This is a genomic window from Pseudomonas sp. 3MA1 (genome assembly GCF_029237275.1).
In the GTDB taxonomy this organism is placed as follows: Bacteria; Pseudomonadota; Gammaproteobacteria; order Pseudomonadales; family Pseudomonadaceae; genus Aquipseudomonas; species Aquipseudomonas fluorescens_AP.
In genome coordinates this window covers 1-17839 of the sequence record NZ_JAACFX010000004.1, presented here as the reverse complement: position 1 = coordinate 17839, position 17839 = coordinate 1, and the positions used below count along the sequence as shown (strand labels likewise).

Genomic DNA, 17839 nt, shown 5'->3' with positions numbered 1-17839 from the left:
GTTGGCGGTCCGTCGTCGCTGGCGGATGCTCCGGCAGCGACGACCAGCTTATTTCGGGAGGTCCGCCCGCAGGCCTTCGACGTAGTAGTTCATCGAGGCCAGTTCGGCGTTGCTGGCGCTGACCCCCGCGGCGATTTTTTCGACCCCGGCCTGGTCCTTGATCGGGCCGGTGAACGGGTGGAACTCGCCGCTCTTGATGCTGGCGATGATCTGCTCGGCTTCGGTTTTCACCGGGGCCGGCAGCAGGTCGCTGAGGGGCAGCTCAACCGTACCCTCTTTCAGACCGCCCCAGTAGTCCTGGGATTTCCAGCTGTGGTCCAGCACCCCTTGGGTGGCCTGGATGTAGTGCGGGGCCCAGTTGTTGACGATGGAAGTCAGCACCGCCTTGGGGCCGAAGTGGGCCATGTCCGAGGCGTAGCCCACCGCATAGACGCCACGGCGTTCCGCGGCCTGGATCGGCGCCGGGCTGTCGGTGTGCTGGAAGATCACGTCGGCGCCCTGGTCGATCAGGGCATTGGCGGCGTCGGCTTCCTTGCCCGGATCAAACCAGGAGTTGACCCACACCACCTTGATCTCGGTGCCCGGGTTGTATTTGTTCAAGGCCAGCTGGATGGCGTTGATGTCGCGGATCACTTCCGGGATCGGGAACGAGGCGACGTAGCCGATCTTCTTGCTCTTGGTCATCTTCGCCGCGAGGAAGCCACCCACATAGCGCCCCTCGTAAGTGCGCGCCAGGTAGGTGCCGAGGTTCTTGTCCTGCTTGTAGCCGGTGGCGTGTTCGAAGGTCACCTTGGGGAACTGCCTGGCAACTTTCAGGGTGGGGTTCATGTAGCCGAAGGAGGTGGTGAAGATCAGGTCGTAGTTGTCCTTGGCCATGTTGCGAATCACCCGCTCGGCGTCGGCGCCCTCGGCCACGTTCTCGACGTAGTTGGTCTTGATCTGCTCGCCGAACTTGTCCGCCAGGGCCTTGCGTCCCTGTTCATGCTGATAGGTCCAGCCGTGATCACCAATGGGGCCGATGTAGACGAAGCCGACCTTCAGCGGATCGGCGGCACTGGCGGCGAGGCTGGCGCTCAGGCCGACGGCGGCGGCCAGGGCGCAGAGCAGCTTGTGCAACGGGCGTGTATGCATGAATTGAAGCTCCATCTTGTTGTCGGGGTTGGCTGGGTCGGCAAGCGCTGGAGGGCAATGCAAATAGCTGACCAAGAGGACAACAAAGATGCCGGTTGCGCCGGCGAGGCGGTTTCTACGGGGGCTTTGGGGCGCGTTGTTCGCGGGCAAGCCAGCGTCGACAGGCACGGGTGTAGGAGCCGGCTGGCCGGCGAAGGGCTGTTCAAGATCCATCCCGGTGCGCAGCGCCTGAGGCTGGTGCACTAACATGTAACGAAACGTTAGTGACTCGAAACAGTCTTTCACTCATCTCCTGTACTGGTTTTTATTCCCGTCAAAGGACTGCAATGCTCACTTCCCTCAAGCAAGAACAGTTTCTGCTGCTTGCGCTCTTGGCTGCCGTGGCCGCCTATCCCCTGGAACACCTGTTGCTCAATAGCGGCCAAGGCATCGCCCTGGGCGCCGGGTTGGTGCTGATCGGCTTTATCGTCATCGCCTCGATGCGCGTTGCCCATCACGCCGAACTGCTGGCGGAAAAGGTCGGCGACCCCTACGGCACCATGATCCTGACCCTGGCCGCGGTGCTGGTGGAGGTGGTGATCCTGGCCATCATGATGAGCAACGAAGCCTCGCCGACCCTGGTGCGCGACACCATCTATTCGGCGGTGATGCTGGACATCAACGGCATCCTCGGCCTGGCCGCGCTGATGGGCGGCATCAAGCATGGCGAGCAGCCCTATAACGACGACTCGGCGCGCACCTACAGCGTGATGATCCTCACCGCCATGGGCGTGTCGATGGTGGTGCCGGAGTTCATCCCCGAAGCCGATTGGAAGGTCTACTCGGCCTTCACCATCGGCGCCATGGTGGTGCTCTACACCCTGTTCCTGCGCATGCAGGTCGGGCCCCACAGCTACTTCTTCAGCTACAGCTACCCGGAAAAGCGCCGTAGCAAAGAGCCCCAGGAACAGCCCCACGCCGTCAACCTGGCCTGGAGCATCGGCATCCTGGTGTTCGGCGTGGTGGTGATCGGCGCCCTGGCCGAGGTGATGTCCAAGACCCTGGATCTGGGCCTGGAAGGCACGGGGGCGCCGCCGGTGATCACGGCGATCCTGGTGGCGGCCATCTCCGCCGCGCCGGAGATTCTCACCGCCCTGCGCGCGGCCCTGGCCAACCGCATGCAGTCGGTGGTCAACGTGGCCCTGGGCGCCTCCCTGTCGACGGTGATCCTCACGGTGCCGGTGATGGAAGCCATGGCCTTGTACACCGGCCAGCCGTTCCAGATGGCCATGACCCCGGTGCAGACGGTGATGGTGTTCATCACCTTGATCATCAGCGCGATCAATCTCAATGACGGTGAAACCAACGCCATCGAGGGCATGACTCACTTTGTGCTGTTTGCCACCTTCATCATGCTGTCGCTGCTCGGTCTTTAAAGCGGCCGGGCTGACTGGATGGCGCAACGAAAGCTGACACCAGGGGCATTCCAGGCCGCGAGTGCGCCCCAACGCCAACGGCGCACGGTGCTGGCCGAAGGAGAAAAGGTCGGGTCGTTGGCAAACTTGTTGTTGGCACCCCGTCGCGCCCGATAAATGCCTGTTTCAGGCCCTTGCGGGTTCTCCACGGGAGATTCGCGGTAGTAGTGTTTGTCGTACCAGTCGTTGACCCATTCGCTGGCATTGCCGGTGAGGTTGTAGAGGCCCAGCGGATTAGGCACAAACCTGTCCACGGCGAAGGTTTCGTTGTCGTCAGGCGCCGGAAAGTTGCGGCCGTAGTCCAGATTGCCGTTGTCGGTGGCGAACATCACCGGCTGGCCACGGTTGCGCGCCGCATATTCCCATTGGGCCTCGGTCGGAAGATCCACGGCATAGCCGCTGAGGTCTGCCAGCCAGCCACAATAATCCTTGGCCTCTTGCCATTTTCGAGACGCCGGGGCGGGCAGGTTTTCCTGGTAGAGGTGTTTCATGTCTTCGCGTTTGCGCAGTGCCGCGTCGAATTGCGGCCTGCCTTGGGCCAGGAAGAACAGATCGAAATCGCCCAAGGTGGTTTGCAGCGAGGACAGGTAGTAGCTGCTCAATTTGACCGGGTGAACGAAGTCGTCATCGATGTCGAGGCTGATCCGCTCCATGTTGGCCGGGTCCACGCCACAGGGCCATTGGCACAAGGCCTGTGGGTCGAAGCCACGGGGCCAGCCGAAATCGCCCATCTGGAATTCGCCCCCTTCGATCAACACCATGTTGTCCATCGAGCGCACGACGGTGTTGAGTACCGCGTCGCGGATTTGCGGGGACAGGTCCGGGTATCTGCGGCTGATGGTCGAAGCAATGTCGGCAACTTTTTCAGGTGAGAGCACTTTGCTGGCGGGGCCTACAACCTCCTGTTTCCCACAGCCCGAAATCAGTAGCGCGACGCAGAGCGCCAGTCCGTGCTTTTGTTTCACGTAATGTCCTTTTAACGGCTCGTTGGAGGGGGTGGGAAACTAACATGTTTCCTTGAGCCGATTGCGCTCAACGCGCAGGCGAGGGATGTGCTCCCTCGCCGTTGGAGTCAACGATCAGGTGCCGGCAATCAGTTGCCGGGCCGCCTGGCTGTGATCGGCGATCAGGTTTTTCAGGTCCAGCCCTTCGACCTGGCCATCAATCACCCGCCACTTGCCGCCGATCATGACCCGGTCCGCCCGATCCGCGCCGCACAACAGCAGCGCTGAAACCGGATCATGGCTGCCCGAGAAGCGCAGCTCATCGAGCTTGAACAACGCCAGATCCGCCTGCTTGCCCAGCGCCAGCTCACCGATGTCGGTGCGCCCCAACAGGCTCGCCGAACCCCGGGTGGCCCAGCCCAGGACCCGCTCCGGGGTGATCTTCTCGGCGCCGTAACGCAGGCGCTGGATGTACAGCGCCTGGCGCGCTTCGAGGATCATGTTCGACGCATCGTTGGACGCCGAACCGTCCACCCCCAAGCCCAGGGGCGCGCCCGCATCGGTCAGCTCGATGCTGGGGCAGATGCCGGACGCCAGGCGCATGTTCGAACTCGGGCAATGGCAGATGCCGGTGCCGGCCGCACCCAGGCGGGCGATTTCATCCGGGTTGAAGTGGATGCCGTGGGCCAGCCAGGTGCGTGGGCCGAGCCAGCCGACGCTGTCCAGGTAATCCACGGTGCGCAGGCCGAAACGCTGCAGGCAGAAGTCTTCTTCGTCGAGGGTCTCGGCGAGGTGCGTGTGCAGGCGCACATCGAGCCCGTTGGCCAGTTCGGCGCTGGCCGACATGATTTCCGGAGTCACCGAAAACGGCGAGCACGGTGCCAGGGCGATCTGGATCTGCGCGCCGTCGCCGCGCTCGTGGTACTGGTGAATCAGGCGCTGACTGTCGTCGAGAATCACCTGGCCTTCCTGCACGGTCTGTTGCGGTGGCAGGCCGCCGTCCTTTTCGCCAAGGCTCATGGAGCCGCGGGTGAGCATGGCGCGCATGCCCAGTTCACGTACGCTTTCGACCTGCACGTCGATGGCGTTTTCCAGGCCGTCGGGGAACAGGTAGTGATGGTCGGCGGCGGTGGTGCAACCCGACAGCAGCAATTCGGCCAGGGCCACTTTGGTGGCCAGGGCGAGTTTTTCCGGGGTCAGCCGCGCCCACACCGGGTACAGGGTCTTGAGCCAGGGGAACAGTGGCTGGTTGACCACCGGCGCCCAGGCGCGGGTCAGGGTTTGATAGAAGTGATGGTGGGTGTTGATCAGGCCCGGCAGCAGTACGTGCTCGCGGGCGTCGAAGACCAGTTGGCAAGGGCTTGCGGGCTGTTGGCCGAGGCCCAGGACTTCAACGATCAGACCTTCTTGCACGACCAGGCCGCCACGGGCGTCGAGGGCATTGCCGGTGAAGATGGCCAGGGGATTTTTTAACCAGGTACGGGTCGCAGGCATGGTGGCCGGCTCCTCTGAAAGTGGGTTCAGGTTAGCCAGCTCAGTGTTGCCCTGTCTGCTGATCCAGGGTCGCCGCCAGGGGCGAGGTGCGCAGTCTAGCGAAAGATTTGCCGGGGGACAAAACTTGCGGTTTGCCCCCCGTTGCAGAGCCTTGGCCGCGCGCTGCAAGCGCTGCCCGGGGCACTGGTTGCAGAGGTTGCGGGCTTACCAGGGGATGGTTTCGCCCTTGTAGTTGACGAAGTGATGCCCGCCCTTGCCGGTGTAGGCATTGACCTGGGCGATCAGCCCGCGGGTGCTGGTTTGCACGTCGATGTCGGCGCCTTCGCCGCCCATGTCGGTCTTCACCCAGCCCGGGTGCAGCGAGAGCACGGTCAGCTTCTGTTGCAGCTGGCTCACGAAGCTGTTGGTCATGGAGTTCAGCGCCGCCTTGCTGGCCTTGTACAGCGCCAGCTCTGGAGCGTCCGGCATGGTCACGCTGCCCAGCACCGAACTCATGAACGCCAGCACGCCGCTGTCCTTGCGGATCTGCCCGACAAAACGCTGGGCCAGGTTGATCGGCGCCACGGCGTTGGTGAAGAACAGCTGGCCGACTTCGGCCAGGGTCGCGTGGCCCGGCAGCTGGTTGTCCGGGCCCTTGACCCCGGCATTGACGAACAGCAGGTCGAACACCTGATCCTTGAGCTTGTGGCTGAGGGCGATCACCGCTTGCTGATCGTCCATGTCCAGCTGTTCGATCTGCACCTTGCCCAGGGCTTGCAGGGCTTCGGCCTTGTGCGGGTTGCGCACGGTGGCGGTGACCTGCCAGCCGTCTTCGAGCAGGCGCTGGACCAGGCCGAGGCCCAGGCCCCGGGAAGCGCCAATGATCAGAGCGGTTTTTGCCGTGGACATGAGGAGGTTCCTTGAGAAATGAGGATCACGGATTCGATGGACAGGCTTGTCCCAGCCGCAGTTGCAGCTCGCGGCGCAACTGGCCCGGTTCTCCGATGCGCATGCATGGGGCTCGAAAGGGCTTGACCCTGGAGCATACTCCAGGCTTTAGCCTGCGCGCTCCTTGAATCGATGGAGCGACATCTATGTGGACGACTGAGCAGTATCGGACCTTGGTCCGGGCCAGCGGCTGGTATGACTTGCTGGTAACCCTGGCCTTTGTCACCCCCTGGAGTTTCCTGGCTCTGCACGGGTTGCTGCAGGACACGGCCCAGGCCTTGCACCTGGCGGGCAGCCTGCCGCCTTTCGAGCCGACACACCTGTTGATGGCCAACCTGATGGGCTCGATTGTCTGCGTGTGGGCGGTGCTGCGGATTCGCGATCCGCAGCCGGCGTTTGGCCGTTATGATGCGGTGGCACGCATTCTTTTCGCCAGCTGGCAGTTTTATGCCCTGGTGCACGGCGCCACCGCGTTGATCGGGGTGATCCTGTTGTTCGAGCTGGCCTGGTGCGTGGCGCAGTTGCTGCCGCTCAAAGACGGCGTCGGCAAGTTGGCTCCGGCCGGGCGTGCGCCGCTCATTTAATGCCCCGCCTGCCATGGCTGGCCCAGGGACACCGGTGCGTACAGGCGCGTGCGCAAGGCGTCCCGGGACAGCAGCACCAGCACCAGGATGGTCGCGGCATAGGGCAGCATGGCCAGCAGGTTGGCCGGAATCGCCAGTCCCAGGCCCTGGGCCACCAGGTGCAGGATGCTGGCCAGGCCGAACAGGTAGGCGCCGAGCAACAGGCGCCACACGCGCCAGCTGGCGAACACCACCAGGGCCAGGGCGATCCAGCCACGCCCGGCGCTCATGTTCTCGGCCCACATCGGCGTATAGGCCAGTGACAGGTAGGCCCCGGCCAGCCCGGCCATGGCGCCGCCGAACAGCACCGCGAGCGTGCGCACCCGCAGCACCGGCAGGCCCATGGCACTGGCGGCGTCGGGGTTTTCGCCGACGGCCTGGATGATCAGGCCGACCCGGCTCTTGAGGATGACCCAGGCCACCAGGGCGAACAGGACGAAGGACAGGTACACCAGCGGATCCTGGGCGAACAGCATGCGGCCGATCAGCGGGATCTCGCTGAGCAACGGCAGTGCCAGAGGCTCGAATCCGACCAGGGGCTTGCCGACCCAGGCCGCGCCGACAAAGCTCGACAGGCCGACGCCGAAAATGCTCAGGGCCAGTCCGGTGGCCACCTGATTGGCGTTGAACACCAGGGCCACCAGGGCGAACAGCGCCGACAGCAGCATGCCCGCCGCCATCGCCAGCAGCACCCCGAGCCACAGTTGCCCGCTGTTGAGGGCGACGATAAACCCCACCACCGCGCCGAACAGCATCATGCCCTCCTGGCCGAGGTTGAGAACCCCGCTTTTTTCACAGATCAGTTCCCCCAGGGCCACCAGCAGCAGGGGCGTGCCGCAGCGGACCATGGCGTAGAGGATGTTGCTCAGCAGATCGATGTCCATTACATGGCTCCGGCGGTTGCGCTGAGGGGCGTGTCGCGGCGTGCCCAGCGCAGGTTCAGGCGCGGCCGGTAGAGGATCAGTACGTCGCAGGCCAGGAGGAAGAACAGCATCATGCCCTGGAACAGCTGGGTGATGGCCTGGGGCAGGTTGAGGGTCATCTGCGCGCTTTCGCCACCGATGTACAGCAGCGCCATGAGCAGGCTGGAGAACAGGATGCCGACCGGGTTCAGGCGCCCGAGGAAGGCCACGGTGATCGCCGCATAGCCATAGCCGGGGGAGACTTGCGGCACCAGCTGGCCGATGGGGCCGCTGACTTCGCAGACCCCGGCCAACCCGGCCAGGGCGCCGCTGATCAACAGCACCAGCCAGATCAGGCGCTTGTGGCGAAAACCGACGAAACCGGCGGCGCGCGCATCCAGGCCCAGCACCTTGATCTGGAAACCGACAAAGCTTTTCTGCAGCAGCACCCAGACCGCCACCAGGGCCAGCAGGGCGAAATACACCCCGGCGTGGACCCGGCCGTCTTCCATCAGCAGCGGCAGGCGGCTGGCGTCGCCGAACATCGCCGACTCGGGAAAGTTGAACCCGGCAGGGTCCTTCAACGGGCCGTGCACGCCATACAGCAAAAGGTTCAGGGCGATGTAGTTGAGCATGATGCTGGTGAGGATTTCATTGGCGTTGAAGCGCGTGCGCAACCAGGCGGTGAGCCCGGCCCAGGCGGCCCCGGCCAGGGTGCCGGTGAGCAGGATCAGCACCAGCGCCCAACGGCTGTGCAGCTCGATCAGGTTGACCGCCAGGGCACTGCCGGCCAGGGCCCCGAGCAGCAGTTGGCCTTCGGCGCCGATGTTCCAGATGCGGGCCCGGTAGGCCACGGCCAGGCCCAGGGCGCAGAGCAGGATCGGCAGTGCCTTGACCAGCCATTCGGAGAGCCCATACAGGTCGCTGATCGGGGCGATCAGCAAGGTGTGCAAGGTCAGTATCGGGTCCTGTCCCAGGGCCATGAACAGCAGGGCGCCACAGCCCAGGGTCAGCAGCGCGGCCAGCAGGGGCGAGCAGACAAGCATCAGGCGCGATTGCCGTCCGCGGGGTTCGAGTGAAAGCAGCATGGACGACTCCGTTACAGCGCCAAGGCGGGGGCGCAAGGGGATGGGGTGAAATCGCCGGCCATCCAGCCGCCGATTTCCACCAGTGAGGTGTCCGCGCAGTCCTTCAACACCGACAGACGACCGCCGCACAGGGCGCCGATCCGATCGCTGATCTGCAGCAGTTCATCCAGGTCTTCGGAGATCACCAGGATCGCCGCACCGGCGTCGCGCAGGGCGATCAGTGCCTGGTGAATGCTGGCCGCCGCGCCTACATCCACACCCCAGGTCGGGTGCGCGGCGATCAGCAGGCGTGGTTGCTGGAGGATTTCGCGGCCGAGGATGAATTTCTGCAGGTTGCCGCCGGACAGGCTGCGGGCCGGGCTTTGCGCGTCGCCGGTCTTGACCCCGAAGCGCTGGATGATCTGCTCGGCCAGGGCCCGGACCCTGGATCGTCGAATCAGGCCGTGGCGCACCAGTCCCTGCCCAAAGGCGCTGAGCAGGGCGTTGTCTTCCAGGCTCAGCTCCGGCACGGCACCGTGTCCCAGGCGTTCGGCGGGAACAAAGGCCAGGCCCTTCCGGCGCCGCGCATCCGGATACAGATGGCCCACGGCCTGGCCGGCAAAACTGATGCGTCGAGCCTCGCCGGGTGCCAGGCGCTGCTCGCCGCTGAGCAGGGCCAGCAGCTCGTCCTGGCCGTTGCCGGCGACCCCGGCGATGCCGACGATCTCGCCGCTGCGCAAGGTCAGGTCGATGGCCTGGAGGGAGCAGCCGAACGGGTCGGGGCTGTGCCAGCTGAGGTGGTCGATGCGCAGAAAATCATGGCCGCCGCGAGCTTTGCGGTGGTCGGTGATCATCGCCGCTGCGTCGCCCACCATCAGATGCGCCAGTTGCGGGTCCGAGCATTGCGCGGGAATGCAGTGCCCGGCCACCCGGCCTGCGCGCAGCACGGTGGCGCTGTGGCACAGGGCGCGCACCTCGGCGAGCTTGTGGCTGATGAACAGGATGCTGCAGCCTTCGGCGGCCAGCCGGCGCAGGGTCATGAACAGATCCTCGGCCTCCCGGGGCGTCAGGACCGAGGTCGGTTCGTCGAGGATCAGCAGACGGATGTCCTGCATCAGGCAGCGCACGATCTCCACCCGCTGGCGCTCGCCGATGGACAGGCTGTGCACCAGACGCTGGGGTTCCAGGGGCATGCCGTAGCGTTGGGAAACCTCGCGGATCCTGCCTTCCAGCTGGCTCGGCGTGCCTTCGCCGCGGCCCATGGCCAGGGCGATGTTCTGCGCCACGCTGAGGGTTTCGAACAAGGAGAAATGCTGGAACACCATGCCGATCCCCAGGCGGCGGGCCTGGGCCGGACTCGCGATGGACTGACGGCGCCCTTGCCAGAGCAGTTCCCCGGAATCGGCCTGGATCACCCCGTAGATGATCTTCATCAAGGTGCTTTTGCCGGCGCCGTTCTCCCCCAGCAAGGCATGGATTTCCCCGGGGGCGATGCTCAGGTCGATGGCGTCGTTGGCCAGGCAACCGGGGTAGCCTTTGCTGATCTGGCGCAGTTGCAGGCGCGGTGTGGGTCCAAGGGGCGCGGCGGAATTGGGCATGGCTGGCTCGACGGCTGGGCGGTGTGCCTGTGGATAAAGCAATTTCCTGGCCAGGGGGTCAGAAAAACCTGGAGGACGCCCAGGCGTGCACCTTGGGCGATAAGCCCAGCCCCTGGGCGAGCACCAGTTCGGGGCAAAGTGCTTGAAATGGCTCCTTTTTTGTCCGCTGGCGGGTGAGCGAAAAATGATCAGTTGCCTGCAGGCCCTGTGGCGTCAGGGGCTGGAGCAGCCTTGCACGGGTTATCCACAGCTTGCTCCACAGTAATTGTGTGCAAGCCGCCGGCTTGGGCATAAGCCGGGGACGGTTGTTTCCGAACCGCGATAAAGCGTTCTAAGCGGCTGTTTTAGCGTACAAAAAGCCTGGCTCCGGGACCTTTGGGCAAAAAATGAACAACGCCCGCAAAGCCACGTTGCAGAAGGGTTACAGCGCTATGTGCTCAGGTTATCCACAGTCGGGTGCACAGCAGATGTGGGCAACTGCATCCGGGGCGCCCAGGTTATGCACAAGGCGCTCGGGCCGGCGTGGTGCTTTCAGCGCTGCAAGAGGATGCGTCCGCGGCTGAGGTCGGCCAGTTGCTGTTGCAGGGTGTCGATCAGCGCTTCGCCCAGGGCCAGTTGCAGTTCCACGCCGTTGGCGGTGAACGCTTCATCCACCAGTAATCCGCCCAGTTCGGCGATGCGCAGTTTGACCAGGGCCAGCTCGCTGAAACTGCAGGCGCAGCGCAGTGGCACCCGGTTGACCAGGGCAATGCGCTCGGCGCCTTGCAGGCATTTGTTGGCGCCGCCGCCATAGGCTCGGGCCAGGCCGCCGGTGCCCAACTGGATGCCGCCGTACCAGCGGATCACCAGCACCGCCACCTGATCGCAGTCCTGGGCTTCGATGGCCGCGAGGATCGGTCGCCCGGCGGTGCCGCCGGGCTCGCCGTCGTCGTTGCTGCGGTACTGGTCGCCCAGTTTCCATGCCCAGCAGTTATGCGAGGCGTTGAGGTCACGGTGCTGCTGGATGAAGGCTTGGGCCTCGGCCGCGCTGCCGATGGGCGCGGCGAAGGTAATGAAGCGGCTTTTGCGAATCTCCTCGCGGTATTCGCACGGGCCGGCCAGGGTAAAGGGCATGGGCGTCAGTCTTTCTGGGCGGGCGTCAGGCCACAGCCTTTGAGAATGATGCGGATCAGGTTGTTGCCGGCCGCTTCGAAGTCCTGCTTGGTCAGGCGGCTGCGACCGGTGACGCGGCAGATCTGGGTGGCGAAGTCGGCGTAGTGCTGGGTGCTGCCCCAGAGCAGGAAGATCAGGTGCACCGGATCGACCGGGTCCATCTTGCCGGCGTCGATCCAGGCCTGGAACACCGCGGCGCGGCCCTGGAACCAGGCGCGGTAGTCCTGGCTGAAGTATTCGCTGAGGCATTCGCCGCCGCTGATGATCTCCATGGCGAAGATCCGCGAGGCCTGGGGCTGGCGACGGGAAAACTCCATCTTGGCGCGAATGTAGCGGGTCAGGGCCTCGGCCGGGTCGTCCTCGGCGGTGAGGGTGTTGAAGGTGCTGTCCCAGAGTTCGAGGATGTTGCTCAGCACCGCGATATACAGCCCCAGCTTGTTGGTGAAGTAGTAGTGCAGGTTGGCCTTGGGCAGCCCGGCGTTCTGCGCGATGGTGTTCATGCTGGTGCCTTTGAAGCCGTGACGGGCGAACTCGTCCTCGGCGGCCTGGATGATGGCCTCTTCATTCTTCTGCCGAATGCGGCTGGCGGGTTTGCCTGGGTGAGGAGTGCTGTGGGCGGGGACTTCAAAGGTCATGGGGGTTTCCGAGCCAGTCTGTGGGTGCAACCTGTGCGTTGATAGCGCACCCACGTGGATCAGACAAGCCTTGGCGCGACAAAAGCTTCAGTGGGCCTCCAGGCCGGGTTTTTCCGGCGCCGGATTTATGTCGTTCGGCAGGCTTTTGCCCTCCGGCAGCAGCAGGCACATGAGCAGGGCGGTGAGGCCGCCGCTGGTGATCGCCGAGTCGAACAGGGTCTGCACCACCTGGGGCAACTGGTGCAGCAGGTTAGGTTGTGCGGCGATGCCCAGGCCGACGCCGAAGGAGGTGGCGATGATCAGCATGCTGCGCCGGTCCAGGGGCGCCTGGGCGAGAATGCGCACCCCGGCGGCGGCGACACTGCCGAACATCACCAGGGTCGCGCCACCGAGCACCGGTTTGGGGATCTGTTGCAGCAATGCGCCGATCAGGGGGAACAGGCCCAGGCAAAACAGGATCAGGCCGATGTACAGGCCGACGAAGCGGCTGGCCACGCCGGTCAGCTGAATCACCTCGTTGTTCTGGGCGAAGGTGGTGTTGGGAAAGGCGCTGAAGCTGGCGGCGATCAGGCAACTGACGCCGTCCCCCAGGACCCCGCCCTTGAGCCGGCTTATATAGGAAGGGCCGCTGATAGGCTGGCGCGCCAGCATGCAGTTGGCGGTAAGGTCGCCGACGGTTTCCAGGGTGCTGATCAGGTAGATCAGGGCCACGGGGACAAAGGCGCTCCAGTCGAAACTGAAACCGTACTTGAAGGGTTGCGGCAGGCTGATCAACGGCAGGTCGGGCAGGGGCTGGGGCACCAGCTTGCCGCTGAGCCAGGCCACCAGGCTGCCCAGGGCCAGGCCGATGATGATGGCGCTGAGGCGGATCCACGGGGTGTCACTGCGGTTGAGCACAATGATGCTCAGCAGCACCAGCAGGCCCAGGCCGAGATTGCCCGGGGCGCCGAAGTCCGGCGCATTGAAGCCGCCTCCCAGATCGGTGATGCCGACCTTGATCAGGCTGATGCCGATCAGGGTGATGACGATGCCGGTGACCAGCGGGGTGATGACTCTGCGCAGTTGCCCGATAAAGCGGCTGAGGACGATCTGCACCAGGGCGCCGAAGAAGCACACACCGAAGATCATCGCCAGGATGTCTTCCGGGCTGCCGCCCCTTTGCTTGACCAGGAACCCCGCCGCCAACACCGCCCCCAGGAAGGCGAAACTGGTGCCTTGCAGGCAGATCATCCCGGCGCCGATGCCCCAGGGGCGACGCGCCTGGATAAAGGTGCCGACCCCGGACACCATCAGCGCCATGCTGATCAGGTAGGGCAGGTGGTTCGACAGGCCCAGGGCCGAGCCGATGATCAGTGGCGGGGTAATGATGCCGACAAAACTGGCCAGCACATGCTGCAGGGCGGCCAGCAGCGCGGCCAGGGGACGCGGGCGGTCGTTGAGGCCGTAGATCAGTTCAGTGGGGCGCGAAGGGGCGGACGACATGGCAGGGAACTCGGGCTGAGGGTTCTGGATACCCTGGCCTGTGCAAAAAGCTGTCCAAGTGATCAGTTTATTCTCGCGAATATTGCTCCGGGCCTTTTAACTCGGGGCTTTGCCAGGGCCTGACGGCTGTTCAGCGGGTCGCCGCCAGGCTCTCCAGAAAGCTCTCCAGCACCAAGTGGGGGCGCCGCCCCTTGCGCGTGACCGAAGACAGGCTCAGGTCATAGAAGCGCGACTTGGGCTTGAGGGCGCGCAAGCGGCCCTGTTGCACCCAGAGCGCGGCGTAGTGGTCGGGCAGGTAGCCGATGTAGCGTCCGGTGAGGATCAGGAAGGCCATGCCTTCGCGGTCGGAGGCGCTGGCGGTGCAGTTCAGCGCCTGATACTGGGCCTGGATCTCCGCTGGCAGGCGGAAGGTCGGGGCGATGGCGTCCTGGTCGTTGAGACGCTGATCGTCCAGTTGCTTGTCGTCGACATAGAACAGCGGGTGGCCCACCGCGCAGTACAGCAACGAGCGCTCGTCATACAGCGGTTGATACTCCAGTCCGGACAGGGCGCTGGCCTGGGGCACGACGCCGACGTGCAGGCGGCCGTCGAGTACCCCTTGCTCGACTTCGCTGGGGGCGATCATGCGGATCTGGATCTGCACATCCGGCCCGCGCTCCTTCAATTGCGCCAGGGCGTGGGTGATGCGCATGTGGGGCAGGGTCACCAGGTTGTCGGTGAGACCGATGATCAATTCGCCCCGCAGATGGTGGTGCAGGCCGTTGACCTCGGTGCGAAAGCTTTCCAGGGCGCTGAGCAGTTGCAGGGTCGACTGATAGACCTCGCGGCCTTCTTCGGTCAGGGAAAAACCGGCGCGTCCGCGTTGGCACAAGCGCAGGCCGACGCGCTGCTCCAGGTCGCTCATCTGTTGGCTGATGGCCGAGCGGCCGATGCCGAGTACGGTTTCCGCGGCCGAGAAGCCGCCGCATTCCACCACGCTGCGAAAGATCCGTAGCAGGCGGATATCAAAGTCGCTGACTTGTGCCAGCGGGTCGGCTCGACGGCTGCTCATAGTTTAGTGGGGGCCAGACTGAAGGTTATTAAAGTTGGATTTCACCGACTTTATAGCCGTGGCAACTTAGTCGCAACAACGCTTTTGTTCCTACGCCGCTTCATTGCCTTGCGAGGTTTTGCTCATGAACATGCCGGAAACCGCTCCTCAGTCCCTGGCCAGTCAGCTCAAGCTTGACGCTCACTGGATGCCCTACACCGCCAACCGCAACTTCCAACGCGACCCGCGCCTGATCGTCGGCGCCGAAGGCAGCTGGCTGGTGGATGACAAGGGCCGCAAGGTCTATGACTCGCTGTCTGGTCTGTGGACCTGCGGCGCTGGTCACTCGCGCAAGGAGATTCAGGAAGCGGTATCCAAGCAGCTGGGCACCCTGGATTACTCGCCAGGCTTCCAGTTCGGCCATCCGCTGTCGTTCAAGTTGGCGGAGAAGATCACTGACCTGACTCCGGGCAACCTGAACCACGTGTTTTTCACCGATTCCGGCTCCGAGTGCGCTGATACCGCGGTGAAGATGGTGCGTGCCTACTGGCGCCTGAAAGGCCAGGCGACCAAGACCAAGATGATCGGCCGTGCCCGTGGCTACCACGGGGTGAACATCGCTGGCACCAGCCTGGGCGGGGTCAACGGCAACCGTAAGCTGTTCGGTCAGGCGATGATGGATGTCGACCATCTGCCGCACACCCTGTTGGCCAGTAACGCGTTTTCCCGGGGCATGCCGGAGCAGGGCGGTATCGCCCTGGCCGACGAACTGCTGAAACTGATCGAATTGCACGACGCGTCCAACATTGCCGCGGTCTTCGTCGAGCCGATGGCCGGTTCCGCGGGCGTGCTGGTGCCTCCACAGGGCTACCTCAAGCGTCTGCGGGAAATCTGCGACCAGCACAATATCCTGCTGGTGTTCGACGAAGTGATCACCGGCTTTGGCCGTACCGGTTCGATGTTCGGTGCCGACAGCTTCGGCGTGACTCCGGACCTGATGTGCGTAGCCAAGCAGGTCACCAACGGCGCCATTCCGATGGGCGCGGTGATTGCCAGCTCCGAGATCTATCAGACCTTCATGAATCAGGCGACTCCCGAGTACGCGGTGGAATTCCCTCACGGCTACACCTACTCGGCGCACCCGGTGGCTTGTGCGGCGGGCCTGGCGGCACTGGATCTGCTGCAGAAGGAAAACCTGGTGCAGAGCGTGGCTGAAGTGGCTCCGCACTTCGAGAATGCGCTGCACGGCATCAAGGGCGCGAAGAACGTGATCGATATCCGTAACTACGGTCTGGCCGGCGCGATCCAGATTGCCCCGCGTGACGGCGACGCCATTGTGCGTCCGTTCGAGGCCGGAATGGCTTTGTGGAAAGCCGGTTTCTATGTGCGCTTCGGCGGCGACACCCTGCAGTTCGGCCCAACCTTCAACAGCAAGCCGCAAGACCTTGATCGTCTGTTCGATGCGGTCGGCGAAGTGCTGAACAAGCTCGACTGATTCGACCCTTCTTATATAGAAGCAGGCATGAAGCGTTTCGTGCCTGCGCCTTCCCCTTTTTCAGGAGTCCCCGCATGAGTTTGATTCAACACCTGATCCACGGCGAACTGGTCAGCGACAACGGCCGTAGCAGCGACGTGTTCAATCCGTCCACTGGCAAGGCGATTCATAAAGTGCCGTTGGCCAGCCGTGAAACCATCCAGCAAGCCATCGACTCTGCCAAGTCCGCCTTCCCGGCCTGGCGCAATACGCCACCGGCCAAGCGCGCCCAGGTGATGTTCCGCTTCAAGCAACTGTTGGAGCAGAACGAGGCACGCATTGCCCAACTGATCAGTGAAGAGCACGGCAAGACGCTGGAGGACGCGGCTGGTGAATTGAAGCGCGGTATCGAGAACGTCGAATATGCCTGTGCCGCGCCGGAAGTCCTCAAAGGCGAGTACAGCCGTAACGTGGGGCCGAACATCGATGCCTGGTCGGACTTTCAACCGCTGGGCGTGGTGGCGGGTATCACCCCGTTCAACTTCCCGGCCATGGTTCCGCTGTGGATGTACCCGCTGGCGATCGTTTGCGGTAACTGCTTTATCCTCAAGCCGTCCGAGCGCGATCCAAGTTCCACCCTGTTGATCGCCGAGCTGCTGCATGAAGCCGGTCTGCCCAAGGGCGTGTTGAACGTGGTGCACGGTGACAAGGCTGCAGTGGATGCGCTGATCGAGGCGCCGGAAGTCAAGGCGCTGAGTTTTGTCGGGTCGACGCCGATTGCCGAGTACATCTATGCCGAAGGCACCAAGCGCGGCAAACGCGTCCAGGCACTGGGCGGGGCGAAGAACCACGCGGTACTGATGCCCGATGCCGATCTGGATAACGCCGTCAGTGCTCTGATGGGCGCCGCCTACGGTTCCTGTGGCGAGCGTTGCATGGCGATCTCGGTGGCCGTGTGTGTGGGTGACCAGGTCGCTGACGCCCTGGTTGCCAAGCTGGTGCCACAGATCAAGGCGCTGAAGATTGGTGCCGGCACTTCCTGCGGCCTGGACATGGGGCCGCTGGTTACCGCGCAGGCGCGTGACAAGGTCAGTGGCTATGTCGAAGACGGTGTTGCTGCGGGCGCGCAACTGGTGGTGGACGGTCGTGGCCTGAGCGTGGCCGGTCACGAAGAGGGCTTCTTCCTCGGTGGCTGTCTGTTCGACCGTGTCACTCCAGAGATGCGCATCTATAAGGAAGAGATCTTTGGGCCGGTGCTGTGCATCGTCCGGGTCAACAGCCTGGAAGAGGCCATGCAACTGATCAACGATCATGAGTACGGCAACGGCACCTGCATCTTTACCCGTGACGGTGAAGCGGCGCGTCTGTTCTGCGACGAGATCGAAGTGGGCATGGTGGGCGTCAACGTGCCGCTGCCGGTGCCGGTGGCCTATCACAGCTTCGGCGGCTGGAAGCGTTCGCTGTTTGGTGACCTGCATGCTTATGGTCCTGATGGCGTGCGTTTTTACACGCGTCGCAAGGCCATTACTCAGCGCTGGCCGCAGCGCGCCAGTCATGAAGCGTCGCAGTTCGCTTTCCCTAGCTTGTAAGTAGTGAGGCAACAAAGGCCGGCCCTGATGGGCCGGCCTTTGCTTTTATGGGCTTTCTGACCGACATGACAGATTTATGAAAATAGGTGTTGACGGCGAATTATATGTCTCTATAATTCGCCCCACTTCCGGCGCAGTCGAAACGGAAAACTCCTTGAGATTCAACGAGTTACTAAGTTTTCGGCAGCGGTTACGCTTCAGTTCATCGAAGCCAGAAGCAGTTGATAAGGCAGTGTGTGGTCGCCTTGTTAACGATTCGATCGTCTCGGTCGAAAGCGGTTGAAAAGAGGTGTTGACAGCAGCGTGTAACGCTGTAGAATTCGCCTCCCGCTAACGA

15 protein-coding genes are annotated in these 17839 nt (G+C 63.6%); 4 read left to right on the top strand and 11 right to left on the bottom strand.

The genetic code is table 11. From position 1 onward, the window contains the following. Positions 1 to 48: 48 nt before the first annotated feature. On the bottom strand, positions 49 to 1131 hold the full coding sequence (locus GWQ44_RS12650) for a BMP family ABC transporter substrate-binding protein (protein ID WP_199011675.1): 1083 nt from the start codon (positions 1129 to 1131) through the stop codon (positions 49 to 51). 326 nt (positions 1132 to 1457) lie between these two features. Between GWQ44_RS12650 and GWQ44_RS12645 the strand changes: the two genes are divergently transcribed. Next, complete coding sequence (locus tag GWQ44_RS12645) at positions 1458 to 2546, top strand: calcium:proton antiporter (protein WP_275927483.1); 1089 nt, start codon at positions 1458 to 1460, stop codon at positions 2544 to 2546. Here the strand turns inward: GWQ44_RS12645 and GWQ44_RS12640 are convergent. The 3 genes from GWQ44_RS12640 to GWQ44_RS12630 all read right to left on the bottom strand — a co-directional run bounded on the left by GWQ44_RS12640 (position 2543) and on the right by GWQ44_RS12630 (position 5911). Then, positions 2543 to 3550, bottom strand: coding sequence for an SUMF1/EgtB/PvdO family nonheme iron enzyme (locus GWQ44_RS12640; RefSeq protein ID WP_275927482.1), 1008 nt, complete (start codon positions 3548 to 3550; stop codon positions 2543 to 2545). The two genes, GWQ44_RS12645 and GWQ44_RS12640, sit on opposite strands and share 4 nt — an antisense overlap. Positions 3551 to 3664: 114 nt before the next feature. Continuing rightward, on the bottom strand, positions 3665 to 5023 hold the full coding sequence (locus tag GWQ44_RS12635; protein WP_275927481.1) for an 8-oxoguanine deaminase: 1359 nt from the start codon (positions 5021 to 5023) through the stop codon (positions 3665 to 3667). 204 nt (positions 5024 to 5227) lie between these two features. Further along, positions 5228 to 5911 (bottom strand): SDR family oxidoreductase, encoded by a 684-nt coding sequence (locus GWQ44_RS12630; RefSeq protein WP_016966694.1) that lies wholly within the window; start codon positions 5909 to 5911, stop codon positions 5228 to 5230. Positions 5912 to 6096: 185 nt separating this feature from the next. Here GWQ44_RS12630 and GWQ44_RS12625 point away from each other — a divergent pair, with 185 nt between their 5' ends. Continuing rightward, positions 6097 to 6534 (top strand): hypothetical protein, encoded by a 438-nt coding sequence (locus GWQ44_RS12625; protein ID WP_275927480.1) that lies wholly within the window; start codon positions 6097 to 6099, stop codon positions 6532 to 6534. Here the strand turns inward: GWQ44_RS12625 and GWQ44_RS12620 are convergent. From GWQ44_RS12620 to GWQ44_RS12590, 7 genes are all read right to left on the bottom strand, one after another. Next, complete coding sequence (locus GWQ44_RS12620) at positions 6531 to 7457, bottom strand: ABC transporter permease (RefSeq protein ID WP_275927479.1); 927 nt, start codon at positions 7455 to 7457, stop codon at positions 6531 to 6533. The genes GWQ44_RS12625 and GWQ44_RS12620 overlap by 4 nt on opposite strands. Further along, positions 7457 to 8563, bottom strand: a complete 1107-nt coding sequence (locus tag GWQ44_RS12615) for an ABC transporter permease (RefSeq protein ID WP_275927478.1) — start codon at positions 8561 to 8563, stop codon at positions 7457 to 7459. The genes GWQ44_RS12620 and GWQ44_RS12615 overlap by 1 nt, the downstream gene beginning before the upstream one ends. 11 nt (positions 8564 to 8574) lie before the next feature. Further along, positions 8575 to 10140: an ABC transporter ATP-binding protein gene (locus GWQ44_RS12610; protein WP_275927477.1), complete on the bottom strand. Its 1566-nt coding sequence runs from the start codon at positions 10138 to 10140 to the stop codon at positions 8575 to 8577. 531 nt (positions 10141 to 10671) lie between these two features. Then, on the bottom strand, positions 10672 to 11253 hold the full coding sequence (locus GWQ44_RS12605; protein WP_275927476.1) for a YigZ family protein: 582 nt from the start codon (positions 11251 to 11253) through the stop codon (positions 10672 to 10674). 5 nt (positions 11254 to 11258) lie between these two features. Continuing rightward, positions 11259 to 11927, bottom strand: a complete 669-nt coding sequence (locus GWQ44_RS12600; protein WP_016966688.1) for a TetR/AcrR family transcriptional regulator — start codon at positions 11925 to 11927, stop codon at positions 11259 to 11261. A gap of 87 nt (positions 11928 to 12014) precedes the next feature. Further along, positions 12015 to 13409, bottom strand: a complete 1395-nt coding sequence (locus tag GWQ44_RS12595) for a nucleobase:cation symporter-2 family protein (RefSeq protein ID WP_275927475.1) — start codon at positions 13407 to 13409, stop codon at positions 12015 to 12017. A 130-nt stretch (positions 13410 to 13539) separates the two neighbouring features. Continuing rightward, positions 13540 to 14460: a LysR family transcriptional regulator gene (locus tag GWQ44_RS12590; RefSeq protein ID WP_016968696.1), complete on the bottom strand. Its 921-nt coding sequence runs from the start codon at positions 14458 to 14460 to the stop codon at positions 13540 to 13542. A gap of 124 nt (positions 14461 to 14584) precedes the next feature. On the opposite strand from GWQ44_RS12590, the gene GWQ44_RS12585 reads away from it, so the two are divergent. Next, positions 14585 to 15934, top strand: a complete 1350-nt coding sequence (locus GWQ44_RS12585; RefSeq protein WP_016968695.1) for an aspartate aminotransferase family protein — start codon at positions 14585 to 14587, stop codon at positions 15932 to 15934. Between the two features lie 74 nt (positions 15935 to 16008). Then, a complete protein-coding gene (locus GWQ44_RS12580) occupies positions 16009 to 17502 on the top strand; it encodes a CoA-acylating methylmalonate-semialdehyde dehydrogenase (protein ID WP_016968694.1) in 1494 nt (497 codons plus the stop codon). Positions 17503 to 17839: the final 337 nt, after the last annotated feature.

Coding starts and splice junctions, on each gene's coding strand:
- GWQ44_RS12650 (WP_199011675.1), bottom strand. CDS start 1,131: ATGCATACACGCCCGTTGCACAAGCTGCTCTGCGCCCTGGCCGCCGCC.
- GWQ44_RS12645 (WP_275927483.1), top strand. CDS start 1,458: ATGCTCACTTCCCTCAAGCAAGAACAGTTTCTGCTGCTTGCGCTCTTG.
- GWQ44_RS12635 (WP_275927481.1), bottom strand. CDS start 5,023: ATGCCTGCGACCCGTACCTGGTTAAAAAATCCCCTGGCCATCTTCACC.
- GWQ44_RS12630 (WP_016966694.1), bottom strand. CDS start 5,911: ATGTCCACGGCAAAAACCGCTCTGATCATTGGCGCTTCCCGGGGCCTG.
- GWQ44_RS12625 (WP_275927480.1), top strand. CDS start 6,097: ATGTGGACGACTGAGCAGTATCGGACCTTGGTCCGGGCCAGCGGCTGG.
- GWQ44_RS12620 (WP_275927479.1), bottom strand. CDS start 7,457: ATGGACATCGATCTGCTGAGCAACATCCTCTACGCCATGGTCCGCTGC.
- GWQ44_RS12615 (WP_275927478.1), bottom strand. CDS start 8,563: ATGCTGCTTTCACTCGAACCCCGCGGACGGCAATCGCGCCTGATGCTT.
- GWQ44_RS12610 (WP_275927477.1), bottom strand. CDS start 10,140: ATGCCCAATTCCGCCGCGCCCCTTGGACCCACACCGCGCCTGCAACTG.
- GWQ44_RS12605 (WP_275927476.1), bottom strand. CDS start 11,253: ATGCCCTTTACCCTGGCCGGCCCGTGCGAATACCGCGAGGAGATTCGC.
- GWQ44_RS12600 (WP_016966688.1), bottom strand. CDS start 11,927: ATGACCTTTGAAGTCCCCGCCCACAGCACTCCTCACCCAGGCAAACCC.
- GWQ44_RS12595 (WP_275927475.1), bottom strand. CDS start 13,409: ATGTCGTCCGCCCCTTCGCGCCCCACTGAACTGATCTACGGCCTCAAC.
- GWQ44_RS12590 (WP_016968696.1), bottom strand. CDS start 14,460: ATGAGCAGCCGTCGAGCCGACCCGCTGGCACAAGTCAGCGACTTTGAT.
- GWQ44_RS12585 (WP_016968695.1), top strand. CDS start 14,585: ATGAACATGCCGGAAACCGCTCCTCAGTCCCTGGCCAGTCAGCTCAAG.
- GWQ44_RS12580 (WP_016968694.1), top strand. CDS start 16,009: ATGAGTTTGATTCAACACCTGATCCACGGCGAACTGGTCAGCGACAAC.